The 15380-nt window shown below is 64.2% G+C and carries 17 protein-coding genes; 7 read left to right on the top strand and 10 right to left on the bottom strand.

Features of this window, described 5'->3' with window-relative positions; translation table 11 throughout:
* Positions 1–103: 103 nt before the first annotated feature.
* The 4 genes from IVB13_RS33255 to IVB13_RS33240 form a co-directional block, all read right to left on the bottom strand.
* A complete protein-coding gene (locus IVB13_RS33255; RefSeq protein ID WP_247491371.1) occupies positions 104–964 on the bottom strand; it encodes a MaoC family dehydratase in 861 nt (286 codons plus the stop codon).
* Between the two features lie 208 nt (positions 965–1172).
* The gene (locus tag IVB13_RS33250; protein WP_247491369.1) at positions 1173–1562 is read right to left on the bottom strand and encodes an OB-fold domain-containing protein; all 390 of its coding nucleotides are present in this window, start codon (positions 1560–1562) and stop codon (positions 1173–1175) included.
* Positions 1562–2719, bottom strand: a complete 1158-nt coding sequence (locus IVB13_RS33245; protein WP_247491367.1) for a thiolase domain-containing protein — start codon at positions 2717–2719, stop codon at positions 1562–1564. The genes IVB13_RS33250 and IVB13_RS33245 overlap by 1 nt, the downstream gene beginning before the upstream one ends.
* A gap of 404 nt (positions 2720–3123) precedes the next feature.
* A complete protein-coding gene (locus IVB13_RS33240) occupies positions 3124–6615 on the bottom strand; it encodes an indolepyruvate ferredoxin oxidoreductase family protein (RefSeq protein WP_247491365.1) in 3492 nt (1163 codons plus the stop codon).
* A gap of 278 nt (positions 6616–6893) precedes the next feature.
* On the opposite strand from IVB13_RS33240, the gene IVB13_RS33235 reads away from it, so the two are divergent.
* A complete protein-coding gene (locus IVB13_RS33235) occupies positions 6894–8120 on the top strand; it encodes a c-type cytochrome (protein ID WP_018456493.1) in 1227 nt (408 codons plus the stop codon).
* Position 8121: 1 nt separating this feature from the next.
* Here the strand turns inward: IVB13_RS33235 and IVB13_RS33230 are convergent, their stop codons facing one another.
* Positions 8122–8775 carry a trimeric intracellular cation channel family protein gene (locus IVB13_RS33230; protein WP_085351305.1) on the bottom strand — a complete coding sequence of 218 codons (654 nt, stop codon included), beginning with the start codon at positions 8773–8775 and terminating at the stop codon, positions 8122–8124.
* 164 nt (positions 8776–8939) lie between these two features.
* On the opposite strand from IVB13_RS33230, the gene IVB13_RS33225 reads away from it, so the two are divergent.
* Positions 8940–9332 (top strand): hypothetical protein, encoded by a 393-nt coding sequence (locus IVB13_RS33225; protein ID WP_018456491.1) that lies wholly within the window; start codon positions 8940–8942, stop codon positions 9330–9332.
* Positions 9333–9389: 57 nt separating this feature from the next.
* On the opposite strand, the gene IVB13_RS33220 is transcribed toward IVB13_RS33225, so the two are convergent.
* From IVB13_RS33220 to IVB13_RS33210, 3 genes are read right to left on the bottom strand one after another with little or no spacing between them, the layout of a single operon-like run.
* Positions 9390–10199, bottom strand: a complete 810-nt coding sequence (locus tag IVB13_RS33220; protein WP_247491363.1) for an isocitrate lyase/phosphoenolpyruvate mutase family protein — start codon at positions 10197–10199, stop codon at positions 9390–9392.
* A 51-nt stretch (positions 10200–10250) separates the two neighbouring features.
* Complete coding sequence (locus IVB13_RS33215; protein ID WP_018456489.1) at positions 10251–10601, bottom strand: antibiotic biosynthesis monooxygenase; 351 nt, start codon at positions 10599–10601, stop codon at positions 10251–10253.
* Positions 10602–10638: 37 nt separating this feature from the next.
* Positions 10639–10947: an NIPSNAP family protein gene (locus tag IVB13_RS33210; RefSeq protein ID WP_007603076.1), complete on the bottom strand. Its 309-nt coding sequence runs from the start codon at positions 10945–10947 to the stop codon at positions 10639–10641.
* A 165-nt stretch (positions 10948–11112) separates the two neighbouring features.
* Here IVB13_RS33210 and IVB13_RS33205 point away from each other — a divergent pair, with 165 nt between their 5' ends.
* The 3 genes from IVB13_RS33205 to IVB13_RS33195 all read left to right on the top strand — a co-directional run bounded on the left by IVB13_RS33205 (position 11113) and on the right by IVB13_RS33195 (position 13471).
* Positions 11113–11811 (top strand): winged helix-turn-helix domain-containing protein, encoded by a 699-nt coding sequence (locus IVB13_RS33205; protein WP_018456488.1) that lies wholly within the window; start codon positions 11113–11115, stop codon positions 11809–11811.
* A gap of 197 nt (positions 11812–12008) precedes the next feature.
* Positions 12009–13016, top strand: a complete 1008-nt coding sequence (locus IVB13_RS33200) for an alpha/beta hydrolase (RefSeq protein ID WP_276578411.1) — start codon at positions 12009–12011, stop codon at positions 13014–13016.
* Positions 13017–13219: 203 nt separating this feature from the next.
* On the top strand, positions 13220–13471 hold the full coding sequence (locus IVB13_RS33195) for a hypothetical protein (protein ID WP_007603074.1): 252 nt from the start codon (positions 13220–13222) through the stop codon (positions 13469–13471).
* Positions 13472–13617: 146 nt separating this feature from the next.
* On the opposite strand, the gene IVB13_RS33190 is transcribed toward IVB13_RS33195, so the two are convergent.
* Positions 13618–13896: a twin-arginine translocation signal domain-containing protein gene (locus IVB13_RS33190; protein WP_018456486.1), complete on the bottom strand. Its 279-nt coding sequence runs from the start codon at positions 13894–13896 to the stop codon at positions 13618–13620.
* A 128-nt stretch (positions 13897–14024) separates the two neighbouring features.
* Positions 14025–14339: a hypothetical protein gene (locus IVB13_RS33185; protein ID WP_247491361.1), complete on the bottom strand. Its 315-nt coding sequence runs from the start codon at positions 14337–14339 to the stop codon at positions 14025–14027.
* A gap of 129 nt (positions 14340–14468) precedes the next feature.
* Between IVB13_RS33185 and IVB13_RS33180 the strand changes: the two genes are divergently transcribed.
* Together IVB13_RS33180 and IVB13_RS33175 are read left to right on the top strand one after the other, a co-directional pair.
* Positions 14469–15116 (top strand): glutathione S-transferase family protein, encoded by a 648-nt coding sequence (locus tag IVB13_RS33180; RefSeq protein ID WP_204511502.1) that lies wholly within the window; start codon positions 14469–14471, stop codon positions 15114–15116.
* Between the two features lie 96 nt (positions 15117–15212).
* Positions 15213–15365: a hypothetical protein gene (locus tag IVB13_RS33175; protein WP_018456483.1), complete on the top strand. Its 153-nt coding sequence runs from the start codon at positions 15213–15215 to the stop codon at positions 15363–15365.
* Positions 15366–15380: the final 15 nt, after the last annotated feature.

The following is a 15380-nucleotide window of genomic DNA, read 5'->3' as shown; positions in this document are numbered from 1 at the left end:
CCCCCCCCATCCACGAACTTGATCGCCAACCGCGCGAAGAACGTGGATGCCCGGGACAAGCCCGGGCATGACGAAATAACTCAGAGCGCGTCGAGCGGCATCATCACCCCAGCACCGTCTTGCCGTTCTTGATCACAGTGACGCCGCGCGACTTTACCTTGGCTTCGAACGAGATCACGCTACCGTCCTTCCAGAGGTCCATGGTCACGGTCTCGCCGGGATAGACCGGCGAGGAGAACCGCGCGACGTGCTGGCGGACGGCGGAGGCGTCGTAGTCGGCGTAGGTCTGGAGCACGCCGCGGCAGGTGATGCCGTACGTGCACATGCCGTGCAGGATCGGACGTGGGAAGCCGGCCTTCTTCGCGAACTCAGGGTCGGAGTGCAGCGGGTTGCGATCGCCGCAGAGACGATAGACCAGCGCCTGGTCGGGACGCGTCACGATGTCGATGGTCGTGTCGGGTGCGCGGGACGGGCTCTTGTGCGGATCCGGCTGGGTCAGGTTCGGCCCGCCAAAGCCGCCGTCGCCGCGGGCGAAGCGGGAGGCGACCAGAGTTGCCAGCTTCTCGCCGTTCTCGTTCTTGAGCACGGTCTGATGGCTGATGACCACGCCCTTGTCCTTGCCCTTGTCGTAGACTTCGACCACGGAGGAATCGGCGGTGATGTGCGCGGCGACCGGTAGTGGCTGGTGGAAGGTGATGTCGCGCTCGCCGTCCACCACCATCACGCGGTTGAGGTTCATCTCGCCAGGCCCCGCGCCCCACGCGGCGACGGATGCAAAAGTCGGCACCACCTTGAGCGGTCGCGGCGTCAGCGTGCCCTCGTTGACGAAGGCGAGCTCGTTCTCGTCCATCGGATCGGCGCCAAGCCCAATGCCGTAGGCATAGAGCATCACTTCGCGGTCGGTGTAGGCATATTTCTGGCCGAGGTTTTTGAGGCCTTTGAGTTCGTCGTATCTGGCGGACATTTTTGTTGTTTCCTCCCGGCAGTTTCAGCGAATGGCGGCGCCCATTGATGCGCCCTCTCCCCTTGCGGGAGAGGGGTCCAAGGTGCTCGCAACAAACTCGTTTGGGTGAGGGGTTCGCTCCGCATCGAACAATCTCTCGGTGGAGAGAGACCCCTCATCCGGCGCTTCGCGCCACCTTCTCCCGCAAGGGGAGAAGGGAAGAAAGCGACTACGCCGGCGTAAAGAACGGCAATGGCGCGCCGTCGGTCGGCTTGAACACCACCTTCACCTTCTGGCCGATCTTCAACGTCGTCAAATCGCAATCGACGAAATTGGTCTGGAGCGATGGGCCTTCCTTCAGCGTGACGTAGCCGATCGCGTAAGGGCCGGTCGGCGACTTCCGCATCAAGCTGTAGGTGTAGATCGTACCCTCGCCCGAAGACTCCTCCCACACCGTCTTGTCGGAGTAGCAGAACGGGCAGATCGCACGCGGGAAATAGTGCGCCTCGCCGCACGCGATGCAGCGCTTGATCATGAACCTGCCCTCTTTGGCCGCATCCCAGAACGCGGCTGTCTCAGGGTTCGTCACCGGGGCCGGATATTTCTTGGCTTCGCTCATCACACGCGCTCCAGAATGGCCGTCGAGGCGGCGTGGCGAACACCCAAAAGCCCGCCGGTGCCGTGGGCGATGGCGAGATCGCAATTCTTGACCTGCACCTTCGGATGCGCCTCGCCGCGCAGTTGCCGCACGGCCTCGAGGATCTTGGTCATGCCGCCGCGATTGACGGGATGGTTGCTGCAGAGGCCACCGCCATCGGTGTTGAACGGCAGCTTGCCGACGCCCGAGATCAGATTGCCGTCGGCGACGAACTTGCCGCCCTCACCTTTCTTGCAGAAGCCGAGGTCTTCGAGCTGCATCAGGACGGTGATGGTGAAGCTGTCGTAGATCGAGGCGTATTTGATGTCCTTCGGCGTGATGCCGGCTTCCTCGAAGGCACGCGGGCCGGACCAGATGCCGGCGGAGTATGTGAGGTCGAGATCCTTGCCGCCGCGCGGGCCCTTCATCGCCTCGCCATGTCCGATCAGCTTGACCAGAGGCTTCTTCAGGCTCTTGGCGATTTCAGGCGTGGTCACGATTAGCGCGCCGCCGCCGTCGGAGACCACGCAGCAATCCATGCGATGCAAGGGATCAGAGATCATCGGCGAGTTCAGGACGTCCTCGACGGTCACGACGTCCTTGAGCATCGCATGCGGATTGTATTGCGCATGGTGCGAGGCCGCGACCTTGATCCAGGCGAGCTGCTCGCTGGTGGTGCCATAGTCGTGCATGTGGCGCATGGCACACATGCCATAGGCATTGTGCGTGGTCGCGCCGTAAGCCGTCTCGAAATCGGCCTCGGCGCCCGCCGCGCGCGGCGGCATCGGCCCTGTGCGCGGCTTGCCGGCCAGCGTGATCAGCGCGATCGAGCACTTGCCCGCGGCGATCGCTTCAGCGGCATGGCCGAGATGGATGATGTAGGAACAGCCGCCGGTCTCGGTGGAATCGACATGGCGCAGTTTTTTGGTGTTCAGCCCGAGATAATCAACCATCGGCCAGGCGCCGCCCGGGGCGTCGCCCGCGCAGAAATAGCCGTCGACATCGTCCTTGCTGAGCCCGGCATCCTCGATCGCGCCCTTGGCGACCTCGGCATGGAGTTGCGCGGCGGATTTGTCCGGCGCGTGCCGGGTCGGGTGTTCGTAGATCCCGGCAATGTAGGCCTTGCCCTTGATGGTCAAATAAGGTCTCCGCTGGCGTTTCTCACTTCCGGTTTTTTCTGAACCGCTGCCGCCCTGTTGGCAAGCGCGGAAATATTCCGTCGGGCGAGAGGGCAGCGGGCTGGCGCAAATGGCCGCCGCATCATCCGAGGTGCGGTGGAAGGCCCTGCTGCCGCAGTCGTCGTTGCGAGCGCAGCGAAGCAATCCAGGAATCTTTCCACGGACGCACTCTGGAATTGCTTCGCTGCGCTCGCAATGATGGGAACGACGGGCAGAACCCTAAAGCTGTTTTGCCCGACGGCACAAGGGATTTCGTTTTATCGAAAAATGTTTTTTTGCGAAAACAACCCCATGCACAGTAGAACGGTGGTTGATTTCAAACAGGAATTTGCAGGGTGGATTAGCGAGTCCACCCCACGAAAATTCTACTCCGCCGCGATCTGCCTCGGCGCCGGCGGCGGGTTCGCGAGGTCGGCGGCGAGCTGGGCGTAGCGGGCCTTGGCGTCTGCTACGGCCTTCTCCTTCACCGGGCCGTAGCCGCGGATGCGGTCGGGCAGCGAGAGCAGCTCCACCGCGGTATCGATCGTCAGCGGCGACAGCAGGCCGAGCACGGTGGCGACGTCCTTCTCGTAGCCGGCGATCAGATCGCGCTCGAGCTTGCGGTCGGCACTGCGACCGAAGATGTCGAGCGGCGTGCCGCGCAGGAACTTGAATTTTGCCAGCACGCGGAACACCGGAAGCATCCACGGGCCGAAGGCGCGCTTCTTCGGGCGGCCGAGCGCATCGACGCCCCTGCTCAGAATGGGCGGGGCCAGGTTGAAGTTGAACTTGAAGTCGCCTTCGAACTGGTCGCGGAGCTGCTTTTCGAACGCGCCATCGGTGTAGAGGCGCGCGACCTCGTATTCGTCCTTGTAGGCCAGCAGCTTGGCGTAGTTGACCGCAACGGCGCGGGTCAGCGCCTCGTCATAGCCGCCCTGCCTGGCGACGTCGCTGACCTGATCGACCAGCTTGCGGTAGCGTTTCGCGAGGCGGCCGTTCTGGTACGCCGTGAGATGCCTGGTGCGATGCTCGATGACCTCGTCGAGCGTCATTGCGTCCAGGGACTTGGGCGCAACGACCTCATCCGTTCCCTTCAGCATGCCGGCAAGCCGTGCGGGATCGGCGACCGCGAGGCGGCCGAGGCGGAAGGCTTCCTTGTTCATCTTGATCGAGACGCCGTTTACCTCGATCGCCTGCTCGATCGACTCCGCTGACAACGGCAAGAGGCCCTTCTGATAGGCGTAGCCCATCATCATCATGTTGGTGGCGATGCTGTCGCCGAGCAGCTGTTCGGCCGGCTTGGTGAAGTCGAAGAATACCGAGTCCTTGTGCAGCGCGGTTTCCAGCAACCCGTTCAGCTTGCGGGTCTGGAAGTTGAAATCGCGGTTGAGGACGAAGTCGGCGGTGGGAATGACGTGGCTGTTGATGATGCCGCTGGTGCGGCTGCTGTCGCAGAGCGAGATGGTGTCCTTGGCAACCGCGACCACCTCATCGGCTGCGAGCACCACATCGGCCGTACCGGTGACGATGCGCGAGCAGGTCACCTCGGCCGGATGATCGGACAGGCGGACGTGGCTCAGCACCGCCCCGCCCTTCTGCGCCAGGCCCGACATGTCGAGGATCATCGAGGCCTTGCCCTCGATATGGGCGGCCATGCCGAGCAGCGCGCCGATCGTCAGCACGCCGGTCCCGCCCACGCCGCCGACAGCGATGTTGTAGGGCTTGTCCAGGTTGGGGCGCGATGCCGGCTCAGGCAGATCGCCGATATCGCCGACGCCCGCCGGCGCGCGCTTGCGCATCTTGCCGCCATCGACGGTGACGAAGGACGGGCAAAAGCCTTTGACGCAGGAATAATCCTTGTTGCAGGTCGACTGGTTGATGGCGCGCTTGCGGCCGAACTCGGTCTCGAGCGGCTCGACCGAAATGCAGTTCGATTGCACCGAGCAATCGCCGCAGCCTTCACACACTGCAGGATTGATCAGCACACGGCGCGCCGGATCCTCCATCGTGCCGCGCTTGCGGCGGCGCCGCTTCTCGGCGGCGCAAGTCTGCACGAACACGATCGCGGACGCGCCCTTGACCTTCCGCAGGGTCTTCTGGACCGCGTCGAGTTCGTCACGATGCGCGGTCTTGACGCCGGGCGCGATCTCGTTCGCCGGATAGGCGTCGGGATTTTCTGAGACCAGATAGATCTCGCGGATGCCTTCGCTGTGTAGCTGGAAGGTGATCTGCTGCGGCGACAATTCCCCGTCGACATGCTGGCCGCCGGTCATCGCGGTCGCGTCGTTGTAGAGGATCTTATAGGTGATGTTGGCGCCGGAGGCGATCGCCTGGCGGATCGCGAGGCTGCCGGAGTGGAAATACGTGCCGTCGCCGAGATTGGCGAAGACGTGCTCTTCCTTTGTGAAGGGGGCAACGCCGACCCACGGCACACCCTCGCCGCCCATGTGGGTGAAGGTCTCGGTGGAGCGATCCATCCACAGTGCCATGAAGTGGCACCCGATGCCGGCAAAGGCGCGACTGCCTTCGGGCACCTTGGTCGAGGTGTTGTGCGGGCAGCCGGAGCAGAAATACGGGGTGCGGGCGACAGGCGCGGTCGCCTGCATTTGCGACGCCTGGCGGCCGTTGAACCAATCGGCCTTGGCGCGCAGCATCGTTGCAATTTCGGGATTGAGATCAAGTCGAAGCAGCCGCTCGGTCAGCGAGCTCGCCAGCGAGGCGACGCTGAGTTCTTCGGCAAAGGGAAGGAAGCGCTTGTCGTGATCGTCCATCTTGCCGATAATGCGGGGACGGACATCGTCGCGCCAGTTGAACAGCTCCTGCTTCACTTGGTTCTCGACGATCTCGCGGCGCTCTTCGATGATGAAGATTTCCTCGAGTCCTACAGCGAATTGCCTGACGCCTTCCGGCTCCAGAGGCCACGGCATGCCGATCTTGTACAATCGAAGTCCGATCTTGGCGGCGACCTCGGGCGTGATCCCGAGCTCGCGCAGCGCCTGACGGATATCCTCGTAGCTCTTGCCGGACGCCATGATGCCGTAGCGGGCGTTGGGCGAGTCCATGGTGACGCGATTGACCTTGTTGGCGCGTGCAAAGGCGATCGCGGCAAAGCCCTTGTAGTCCTGCAGGCGGCGGTCCTGGGCGAAGCGGTCGTCGGGCCAGCGCAGATTGAGGCCGCCTTCGGGCATCTCGAAATCGGTCGGGATCACGAACGGCGTCATCTCGTCGGTGAGGTCGATCTCGGCGGTGGTCTCCACCGTCTCCGTGATCACCTTCATGCCGACCCAGCAGCCCGAGTAGCGCGACATCGCGATACCCAGAAGACCCATCTCGATCATCTCGTGTACGCTCGACGGGTAGAGATAGGGCATCAGCGCCGACATGAAGGCGTGGTCGGATTGATGCGGGACCGTCGAGGATTTTGCGCCGTGGTCGTCGCCGGCGAGACACAAGACGCCGCCGTTCTTGGCGGAGCCCGCGGCATTGCCGTGGCGGAAGACGTCGCCGCAGCGATCGACGCCGGGGCCCTTGCCGTACCAGATGCCGACCACGCCGTCATACTTGGCGCCCGGCGAGAGGTTGAGCTGCTGCGAGCCCCAGACCGCGGTCGCGGCCAGATCCTCGTTCACGCCGGGCTGGAACTTGATGTTGTACTGCTCGAGATGCTTGCGCGCGGCGAAGAGCTGCTGGTCATAGCCGCCGAGCGGCGAGCCGCGATAGCCGGAGATGAAGCCGGCGGTGTTCAATCCCGCGGCACGGTCGCGCCGGATCTGGGCCATCGGCAGCCGGACCAGGGCCTGAATGCCCGTCGTGAAAATATGTCCGGTGTCCTGGGTGTATTTCTGATCGAGACTGATCGGACCCTGGTTGATGCCCATTATGTCCTCTTCCGCCCTTTTGAGCGCTTGGCTGCTTAAGCCGTTGCCTGCCCGTTGTTTTTAGCTAGGGCGCGCCGACCATTTCCGCCACTCTATGTCAGATATTTCACGCTCCGCATCACAATTCTGGACCAAAGGGAGCGCCGGGTAAAAATCGCAATTTCGTGGCTGCATTGGCATCCGCGATTTTCATTTTGTGTCACCATACCCCCGCCGTCGCGCAACGAATTGACGCCCCGTCATCCGGCGGCGTCGATGGGTCGCAGGAGAGGCTTTCGATGCGGACGATTCTCACTGGCCTGGCTCTCGTGGGCCTGGCGTTGTGCAGTGCGGTTGCGAGCGCGGCCGGCGCCGCCGAGCCGTCACCGGAGCTGATCGCCTACGGCAAGTCGCTGGTGGAGGCCGGCGACTGTGCCGGCTGCCACACCGCCGATCCCGCCAAACCGTTCGCGGGCGGAAAGCGCATCGACACACCATTCGGCGCGATCTATGCCCCAAACCTGACGCCGGACCGCGACACCGGCATCGGCGCCTGGACCGACACCGATTTCACTCGCGCCGTGCGCACCGGTGTCGCCCCAGACGGCTCCAACTATTACCCGGCGTTCCCCTACCCCTATTTCACGCGGATGACGAAGGACGACACGCTGGCGATCCGGGCCTATCTCGGAACGCTCGCGGCCGTCACCAGCCGCAACAAGCCGCCGGAACTACGCTGGCCGTTTGGCTATCGCGGCCTGATGCGGATCTGGAACATGGTCTATTTCAAACCCGGCCTGTTCGAACCGGACCAGAGCCAGAGCGCGGCGTGGAATCGGGGCGGCTATCTCGTCACCGGGCTCGGTCATTGCGGCGCCTGCCATACGCCGAAGAACTATTTTGGCGCGGACAAGCAGGCGCAGGCCCTCGCGGGCAACGAGGTGGGCGGCTGGTACGCGCCACGGCTCGATGGCGCCGCCCGCACCGGGCTGAAATCGTGGAGTGTCGAAGACATCACGGAATATCTTCAGAGCGGGCGCAACGCCAGGAGCCATGCCAGCGGGCTGATGGCGGAGGTGGTCGTCAATTCGACTTCGAAGATGAGCGATGCCGACGTGCGCGCGATCGCGGTTTACCTGAAGAACCTGCCGCCGGCACGGCGTGAGACGATCGTGACGCCGCCTGACGATGCCGAGATGAAGGCCGGCCAGGCCATCTACGCCAAGTTCTGCATCGCCTGCCACGAGGCCGACGGATCCGGCGCACCGCGCATCTATCCGCCGCTGCCCGCCAACGCGCTGCTGCAATCGGTCAATCCGTCCTCGACCTTGCGCATCATCCTCGACGGCGCCCACACCGTGACGACCCCGCGCGCGCCCAACACCGGGGAGATGCCGGCCTATTCCAACCAGCTGTCCGACGCAGAGATCGCGGCGGTGACGAACTACATCCGCAATTCCTGGGGCAACGCCGCGCCGCTGGTGACGCCGGCGCAGGTGGCGAGGGCGCGGAAGCAGGAGCCGTAGCTCAAGGCTCCCGCTCCTCCTCTTCCGTGAAGACGAATTTCGGCATCTCCCATTTGTAGCGCACCGCCAGCAGGCGGAAGCTGATGCCGAGGACGAATGTCAAAATGGTCCAGAGCTCGGCGTTCAGCTTAAGACCGAACGCGGTGGCATAGAACAATCCCGTCACCACCGAGACGCTGGCGTAGAGCTCGGAGCGGAACAGCAGCGGCACGTCGTTGCAGAGCACGTCGCGCAACACGCCGCCGGCGCAACCGGTCACCATGCCGGAGACGATGACGATCGGCAGCGTGGCATCCATCTGCCAGGCGATGTCGCAGCCGGTCATGGTGAAGACGACGAGGCCGATGGCATCGAGCACGATGAAGGCCAGTTTCAGCCGGTGCACCAGGCGCGCCATCAGGATGGTGAGGAAGGCGGCGCCTCCGGCCAGTGCGAGGTAGATGGGGTTCTGCACCCAGGCCAACGGATAATGCCCCAGGAAGAGATCGCGCAAGGTGCCGCCGCCGAGCGCCGTGATGCAGCCGAGGAAGCAGACGCCGAGCCAATCCATGCTGCGGCGGCCGGCAGCGAGCGCGGCGGTCATGCCTTGCGCCGCGACCGCAACCAGCGACAACAGATGCAGCACGCTATAATCGCTCGGCGGCAAGCTCCACATCGCTTTGTTCCCTTCCGTCAGCGGAGCTTACGCGTCAGGTTCCCCAGCGAACAGGTTCCCGATTCCCGCCGCGGGCGCAACATGCGACGAAAGCATTAAGGAGGGCGGAACAGAATCTCGCATCCACGGGTTGTCCCGCCGCAATGATCGAGGAGAACCAATCGATGGCTGACGACCGTTTTATCAACGATCCGTACCGCCCGAATCTCGCCGATGATGAGTATCGCAATGCGGCGCGACGGGATGCCCAGCTTCAGGTCGACCCGGAGCTTGGCGAAGGCCCCGCCTCCAGCGGCAAAGTAGCCCTGTTCGCAGTGGCAATCGCCTTGGTGCTGGGTGCCGTATTCTACGGCCTGAACAACACCGGCACCAGCAACCAGGCCAGCACCACGCCGGCGACGCAGACAGCGCAGCAGGCACCGGCCACCAATCCGGCCGCACCTCCCGGCATGCGCGACGTGACGCCGCGCACCAATACCGGGCCGGGCGTGACCACGGGCGCCGCGCCGAGCAAGGCGGCCCCGGATACGCCGGCACCCGCTGACGGCGCGAAGTAACGAATTGCAACAATATGCAACAGCGGCGGGATTCAGATCCCGTCGCTTTCGTTTGTCTTAGCTGAACATCTTGTTGAGCTCGCCGCCGGGATAGCCGCTCGCCAGCTCCGCGAAGGTCCCCTTCTCCGCCATTTCCTTCGCGGCCCGCATGAAGCCGCCCCAGGCGGCGCGAGCGAGTGAACCGCCGACGCTGATCCGGCGCACGCCAAGATCGGCAGCTTCCTGCAATGACAGCCCGGAGCCGCCGATCAACAGGTTGAACGGTTTGGGTGCGACAGCCTTCACCACCGCGGCGATGTCCTCGCGGCCCTTCAGGCCCGGCGCGTAAAGGCAATCGGCGCCAGCATCTGCGTAGGCCGTCAGCCGGTCGATGACCAACTTGAGGTCGGTCACGCCCCACAGATCGGCCTCGCAGCGGCCGACCAGCAGCACGCCGCTATCGCCGATCGCCTTGCGCGATGCCTTGATGCGCTCGACTGCGAGCGCGCGCTCGTAGATCGGCTTGTCCTTGTCTCCGGTGGAATCCTCGATCGACAGGCCGGCAACGCCGGTGCGCACACAGCGATCGACATTGTCCGCGACCTGGTGCGGCTCGACCGCAAAGCCGCCCTCGAAATCAGCGTTCACGGGGATGTCGACCGACGTGCTCAATGCCGCCAGATGCTGACAAACGTCCTCGACGGTGACGTGGTTGTCGGCTTTGCCGATGGTCCAGGCAAAGCCCGCACTCGACGACGCGAGTGCCTTGAAACCGAGATGCTGCAACGCTTTCGCGCTGCCGACGTCGACCGGATTGGGCAGGATGAAGCAGCCGCTCTCGTGCAGCTTCCTGAAGGCCGCGCGCTTGTCAGCAGTTGTCACGTGCATGTTTCTCTCCCTTGTTGGCCGCGCAGAGATGGGGACGTGCCGCCACGAGCGCTAGTGCGCGTCGTGCACCGCGCGGCTGTCCTTTGGCGCCTGCTCGCGATCATTCATGCTGTAGTCACGGATGACGCTGGCGATACGCAAGTGATAATCGGCGAAGATTTTCGCGCGGCCCTTGGCCTGGGTGCGGCGATGCTCCATCGTGTTGCGCCAGGCTTGCACGGCCGCCTCGTCCCGCCAGAACGACACCGATAAGATCTTGCCCTTCTCGGTCAGGCTTTCGAAACGCTCGACCGAGATGAAGCCGTCGATGGTTTGCAGGATCGGCTTGAGGTCGGCCGCGAGGTCGAAATAATCCTGGCGGTGTTCCGGCTTCGGCCAGACCTCGAAGATCACGGCGATCATGGGCGTCTCTCCTGTCGTTGATGGCCTACGATAGCACTTACAAAACCACTTGGCGCAGAAACGTGCGCTCTTCCGCGAGGATGAATTTGTGCTCCTCGGCGAAGTGGAAGTTGGCCATGCCTTCCGTATCCTGACGCAGCCGGGCGCGATAGGCCTCATACGCAGCCAGACTCTCGAAGGTAATCAGCGCAAACGCGATGTTGTTGGTGCCCTCGTGCGGCATGAAATAGCCGATCAGATCGCCGCCGCATTTCGGGATGATGGTGAGCCAGCGCTTCGAATACTCCTCGAACTGCGCGCGCTTGAAGGGATCGAGCTGGTAGCGGATGAAGACGGTGACGGACATGATGGGCTCCTCTGGTTCCACACCGCCATTGCGAGCGCAGCGAAGCAATCCAGGAATCCCTCTGCGGAGGCAGCCTGGATTGCGTCGTCGCTTCGCGCCTCGCAATGACGAACAACCCCACGCTACGCGCTTGCCCGACCGCAATGCTTCGGCTACCATCGAAGCATGAAATCAGGTCCCGACATCGCCATGATCGCCTCGCTCGTCGGCGATCCCGCACGCGCCAACATGCTCACGGCGCTGATGAACGGCCGCGCGCTCACCGCGAGCGAGCTGGCGCAGGAGGCCGGCATCACGCCGCAGACCGCGAGCTCGCATCTTTCCAAGCTCGAGGCCGGTGGCCTGATCGAGCCGGAGAAGCAGGGCCGCCACCGCTACTACCGCCTCACCGACGACGATGTCGCCGGGGTGCTGGAGGGGCTTGCGGGCCTCGCCGCGCGGACCGGCCATATGCGCGTGCGCACCGGGCCGAAGGATCCGGCGCTGCGGCGTGCCCGGATCTGCTACGACCATCTCGCCGGCGATCTCGGCGTGCAGATGCTCGACACCCTCCGCGCGCAAAACCTGGTCAGGCAGAAGAAGCAAGAGATTGAGCTGACGGCCGAGGGCGAGCGGTTCCTGGCGAAGCATTTGCAGATCTCGCCCGACATGCTCGCCCATCCCCGCCGGCCGGTCTGCAAGGCCTGCCTCGACTGGAGCGAGCGGCGTCACCATCTCGCGGGCACGCTGGGCGCCGCCATGATGCAGCGTTTCGCCGAGCTGAAATGGGCTGCCCGCGACGCCACGCCCGGCAGCCGCGTGGTGAATTTTACGCGCACCGGCGAGAAGCAGTTTGCCGCGTTGTTCGGGACTGCGAAGGACTGAACACAAGCGCGTGTAAGCGTCTCTCGTCGTCATGGCCGGGCTTGACCCGGCCATCCACGTCTTTAGTGCAGTTTGCGTGGCACCACGTGGATGCCCGGGCCTTCGCCTCGCCGAAGCGGCTTCGGCCGCGCAGGCGGGCCAAGCCCGGGCATGACGGAGAATGTGTCTCCTAGCGCCAACATGACTCAGAGCCTTCAATGATCCGCCTCCTCCCGGCCGTGCTTTGCACGGCTCTTCTCGCCGCTCCTCTTACATCCCACGCCGCCGACACCGCCCCGCGCGAACCCTACGGCATCGCGCTCGAAGGCTTTGCCTATCCCTATCCCGTGCACCTGCTGCCTCTGATCAATGACAGCGAGCAGCTCAGCATCGCCTATATGGACGTGCCGCCTGCGCAGCCGAACGGCCGCACCGTCGTGCTGCTGCACGGGCGCAATTTCCCGTCGAGCTACTGGGCGCCTGTTATCAAGATGCTGAGCGAGGCCGGCTTCCGTGTTGTGGTGCCGGACCAGATCGGCTTCGGCAAATCTTCCAAGCCGATCGGCGAATTGCATTTCGACAATCTGGCGCGCAACACCATCGCGCTGCTCGATCACCTCAACATCGACAAGGCCGAGATCGTCGCCCATTCGCTCGGCGGCATGCTGGGCGTCCGCATCGCCCGCGCCTTTCCCGACCGCGTCGCCCACCTTGTTCTGACGGCCCCGATCGGGCTGGAAGATTACCGCCTCTATGTACCGCCGACGCCGACCGAGAAGATCATCGAGACCGAGGACAAGCTCACGGCCGATGGCTATCGCAAGCAGCTTCAGACCAATTATGCGATCAAGCTGCCGCCGGACGCGATCACGCCGTACATCGACGCCCGCTTCAACATCAAGGGCAGCCCGGATTATCCGCGCTGGCTGCGTGCCTTCGTCAGTTCCGGCCAGATGATCTATCGTGAGCCGGTGGCGCACGAGATCGCACTGATCACCGAGCCGACGCTATTCATCATGGGCGCCGACGACCACAACGCTCCGGGCCGGCCGAACGCGCCGGAGGCGCTGCGCGCGAAAATGGGAGAGAACGCCGAGCTGGCGAAGGCACTCGCGGCGAAGATGCCGAATGCGCGGGCCGAGGTGATCCCGGACACCGGCCATCTCGTCTTCCTCGAGGCGCCTGAGAAGTACAGGGAGCTAGTCCTGGGCTTTCTCGGCCGCTAGCGTCATTGCTGTCGTCCGGAGCCGCGTGCGGGGAATGTTCATGCCGCATTCAGGTCATGATTGGCAGATTTGGCTGGCGTCGTGTCGGCATGTTGCGATTTTAACGTGTCGAATCGTGTCTTTTGATTCATGGTGCGCCGAAAAGCGCCAAGCCCTCCTACCTGCCCCCAAAACCTACACCCAAGGACGAGAAGGAAGATCAAATGAAATACCTGTTTGCCGCCGTGATGCTCGCCAGCGCGGTCGTTGGTTTCAGCGAGGCGGCGAGCGCCGCCGGCGGTTGCGGCCCCGGCTGGTACCGCGGCGCCTATGGCGGCTGCCGCCCGATGCGCGGTCCGGTCGTTGTCCGCCCGGGTCCGATCGTGGTTGCGCCGGCCCCTGTCGTGGTCGTGCCGCGCGCCCGCGTGTGCCCCTACGGCTTCCGCTGGTACGCCGGCCGCTGCCGCCCGTTCTGATCTCGTTTTTTTCGCATTGCGAAATGGCCGCGCGGCGAAAGCCTGCGCGGCCATTTTCTTTTTGAGCGCCTGACGTCGCACCGGGATGTTTCGAATCAGAACGGGGACCGCGATCGCGGTCCCCGTTCAAGCCTGGTGCGCGAAGCTTACCAATGGCGGCGGTGCCATCGCCGGCGATGCCAGCCCCAGTGACGGCGGCGCCAACCCCAATGGCGATGGCGGCCGTGCCAGTGCACCTGCTCCGGCTTCAACTGCGCGGCTTCTTCGCTGCTGGTGACTGCGGGATGAGCGTCGGGATTGCCTTGCGGCATGCGGGGGTCACCGAGCGGCTGCGGCGCCAGCGGCGCAGCCTTTGCGGCGGTCGTGAACGCGGCAGCTCCGGCCGCGACACCGATTGCAAATTTTAAAAAGTTCCGGCGCTCCATGACTTCTTTCCTCTTGGATGGTCGTGCCAGTGATGCAGAGGCGAGTGTCGTGGTGACGACATGAACCGAAGCTGAATCGCGCGTTCAGCTTCGCTGCGACTCCGACGGTGACAGCCCGCCGCCGGGCGCTACTTGCCAAACTCCTGCGCCAGCACCAGCAACTCGCGCGTGCGCGTCACGTCGGGCCAATCGCGGTTGAAATCGGCCACCAGTTGCGTCAGCGCTTCGCCCTTCAGCATGGCGTGCAGCGCAGCCTCGCTCGCGAACTGATACATCGCCTGATGCAGTGAGGGATCGTCGACGCTCCAGAACCGCCAGGCCTTGCTCACGCCGAAGGCCTTCATCGCGTCGGGCAGATGTTCGGTCTCGTACCACCTGTCGAAGGCGGCGCGCTTGCCGGCATCGGCGACGACGGCGCGGACGACGAAGAAGGCTGACGGCATCGGATTTTCCTCCTGTTGTTTGGGGTGAGACTAGCCGATGACGTCGGCGACGACAAAAAAGGACGGCACCGGTGTCGGAACGCGCATCTCTCACCCGTCCTATGCCTGAACAGCAGACGGAGACACCACATGCCCGACCTCACGCTCACCACCTTCGACTGGGTTCCCCCGCCCCCGCGCGGTTTCGTGCGCGACCTTCGGGTGCGCTGGGCGCTCGAAGAGGCCGCATTGCCCTATCGCGTCGCGAGCGCGCCGTTCGACGGGCGCGGCGCCGAGCATCTTGCGCACCAGCCGTTCGGGCAGGTGCCGTGGCTGACCGACGGCGATCTCTCGATCTTCGAGAGCGGCGCGATCCTGCTGCATCTCGGCGGCCTCAGCGCGAAGCTGATTCCATCAGATCCGCGCGGCCGCAACCAAGCCACGGAATGGCTGTTCGCCGCGCTCAATTCGGTGGAGATGGCGAGCCTGCCCTGGACGATGTCGAAGTTCATGGGTCATCCGAGCGATACGGCCGCGTGGAAATTTGTCGACGACTTCCTAAAACTCCGCCTCAAGCACATGGAGGCGGTGCTGGCCAACCGCGAATGGCTGGCAGGCACGTTCTCCGTCGCCGACATCCTGATGTCAGACGTGCTGCGCATCGTCGATCAGTTCGATGGGCTCGCGGACAGTCCCGCCTGCCGCGCCTACGTCGCGCGCGCCACCGCCCGCCCGGCCTTCGCCAAGGCCCATGCCGACCAGATGGCGCATTTCGCTGCGGCGGACGCGACCCGCTGACGCGGCGCCCGCGTCAGATGTGACGTGCCTCACATAATGAATCCGGCGATGGCCGTAGGGTCACGGCCATCAAATCATCCCTGCGGAAGGTGACACATGGCCCGCATCGCATATCTCAGAGACCAGCTTGCCCGCGCTGAAAGACTGGCTAAGGCGATCCTCGACCGGCAAACCGCGGAGCAGCTTCAGGCGTTCGCAGCCGAATGCCGCGAGGAGCTGCAGGTGCTGTCGCGCAGGGCTGCGGCGTGACATTGGCCTGCGAGC

It is taken from the genome of Bradyrhizobium sp. 17 (genome assembly GCF_023073515.1).
GTDB classification, from domain to species: Bacteria; Pseudomonadota; Alphaproteobacteria; order Rhizobiales; family Xanthobacteraceae; genus Bradyrhizobium; species Bradyrhizobium canariense_D.
This window is presented reverse-complemented; position numbering and strand designations above follow the sequence as displayed.

Excerpts from the sequence above, each read along its gene's own strand:
- IVB13_RS33255 (WP_247491371.1), bottom strand. The coding sequence starts at position 964 with ATGTCCGCCAGATACGACGAACTCAAAGGCCTCAAAAACCTCGGCCAG.
- IVB13_RS33250 (WP_247491369.1), bottom strand. The coding sequence starts at position 1,562 with ATGAGCGAAGCCAAGAAATATCCGGCCCCGGTGACGAACCCTGAGACA.
- IVB13_RS33240 (WP_247491365.1), bottom strand. The coding sequence starts at position 6,615 with ATGGGCATCAACCAGGGTCCGATCAGTCTCGATCAGAAATACACCCAG.
- IVB13_RS33235 (WP_018456493.1), top strand. The coding sequence starts at position 6,894 with ATGCGGACGATTCTCACTGGCCTGGCTCTCGTGGGCCTGGCGTTGTGC.
- IVB13_RS33230 (WP_085351305.1), bottom strand. The coding sequence starts at position 8,775 with ATGTGGAGCTTGCCGCCGAGCGATTATAGCGTGCTGCATCTGTTGTCG.
- IVB13_RS33225 (WP_018456491.1), top strand. The coding sequence starts at position 8,940 with ATGGCTGACGACCGTTTTATCAACGATCCGTACCGCCCGAATCTCGCC.
- IVB13_RS33220 (WP_247491363.1), bottom strand. The coding sequence starts at position 10,199 with ATGCACGTGACAACTGCTGACAAGCGCGCGGCCTTCAGGAAGCTGCAC.
- IVB13_RS33215 (WP_018456489.1), bottom strand. The coding sequence starts at position 10,601 with ATGATCGCCGTGATCTTCGAGGTCTGGCCGAAGCCGGAACACCGCCAG.
- IVB13_RS33210 (WP_007603076.1), bottom strand. The coding sequence starts at position 10,947 with ATGTCCGTCACCGTCTTCATCCGCTACCAGCTCGATCCCTTCAAGCGC.
- IVB13_RS33205 (WP_018456488.1), top strand. The coding sequence starts at position 11,113 with ATGAAATCAGGTCCCGACATCGCCATGATCGCCTCGCTCGTCGGCGAT.
- IVB13_RS33200 (WP_276578411.1), top strand. The coding sequence starts at position 12,009 with ATGATCCGCCTCCTCCCGGCCGTGCTTTGCACGGCTCTTCTCGCCGCT.
- IVB13_RS33195 (WP_007603074.1), top strand. The coding sequence starts at position 13,220 with ATGAAATACCTGTTTGCCGCCGTGATGCTCGCCAGCGCGGTCGTTGGT.
- IVB13_RS33190 (WP_018456486.1), bottom strand. The coding sequence starts at position 13,896 with ATGGAGCGCCGGAACTTTTTAAAATTTGCAATCGGTGTCGCGGCCGGA.
- IVB13_RS33185 (WP_247491361.1), bottom strand. The coding sequence starts at position 14,339 with ATGCCGTCAGCCTTCTTCGTCGTCCGCGCCGTCGTCGCCGATGCCGGC.
- IVB13_RS33180 (WP_204511502.1), top strand. The coding sequence starts at position 14,469 with ATGCCCGACCTCACGCTCACCACCTTCGACTGGGTTCCCCCGCCCCCG.
- IVB13_RS33175 (WP_018456483.1), top strand. The coding sequence starts at position 15,213 with ATGGCCCGCATCGCATATCTCAGAGACCAGCTTGCCCGCGCTGAAAGA.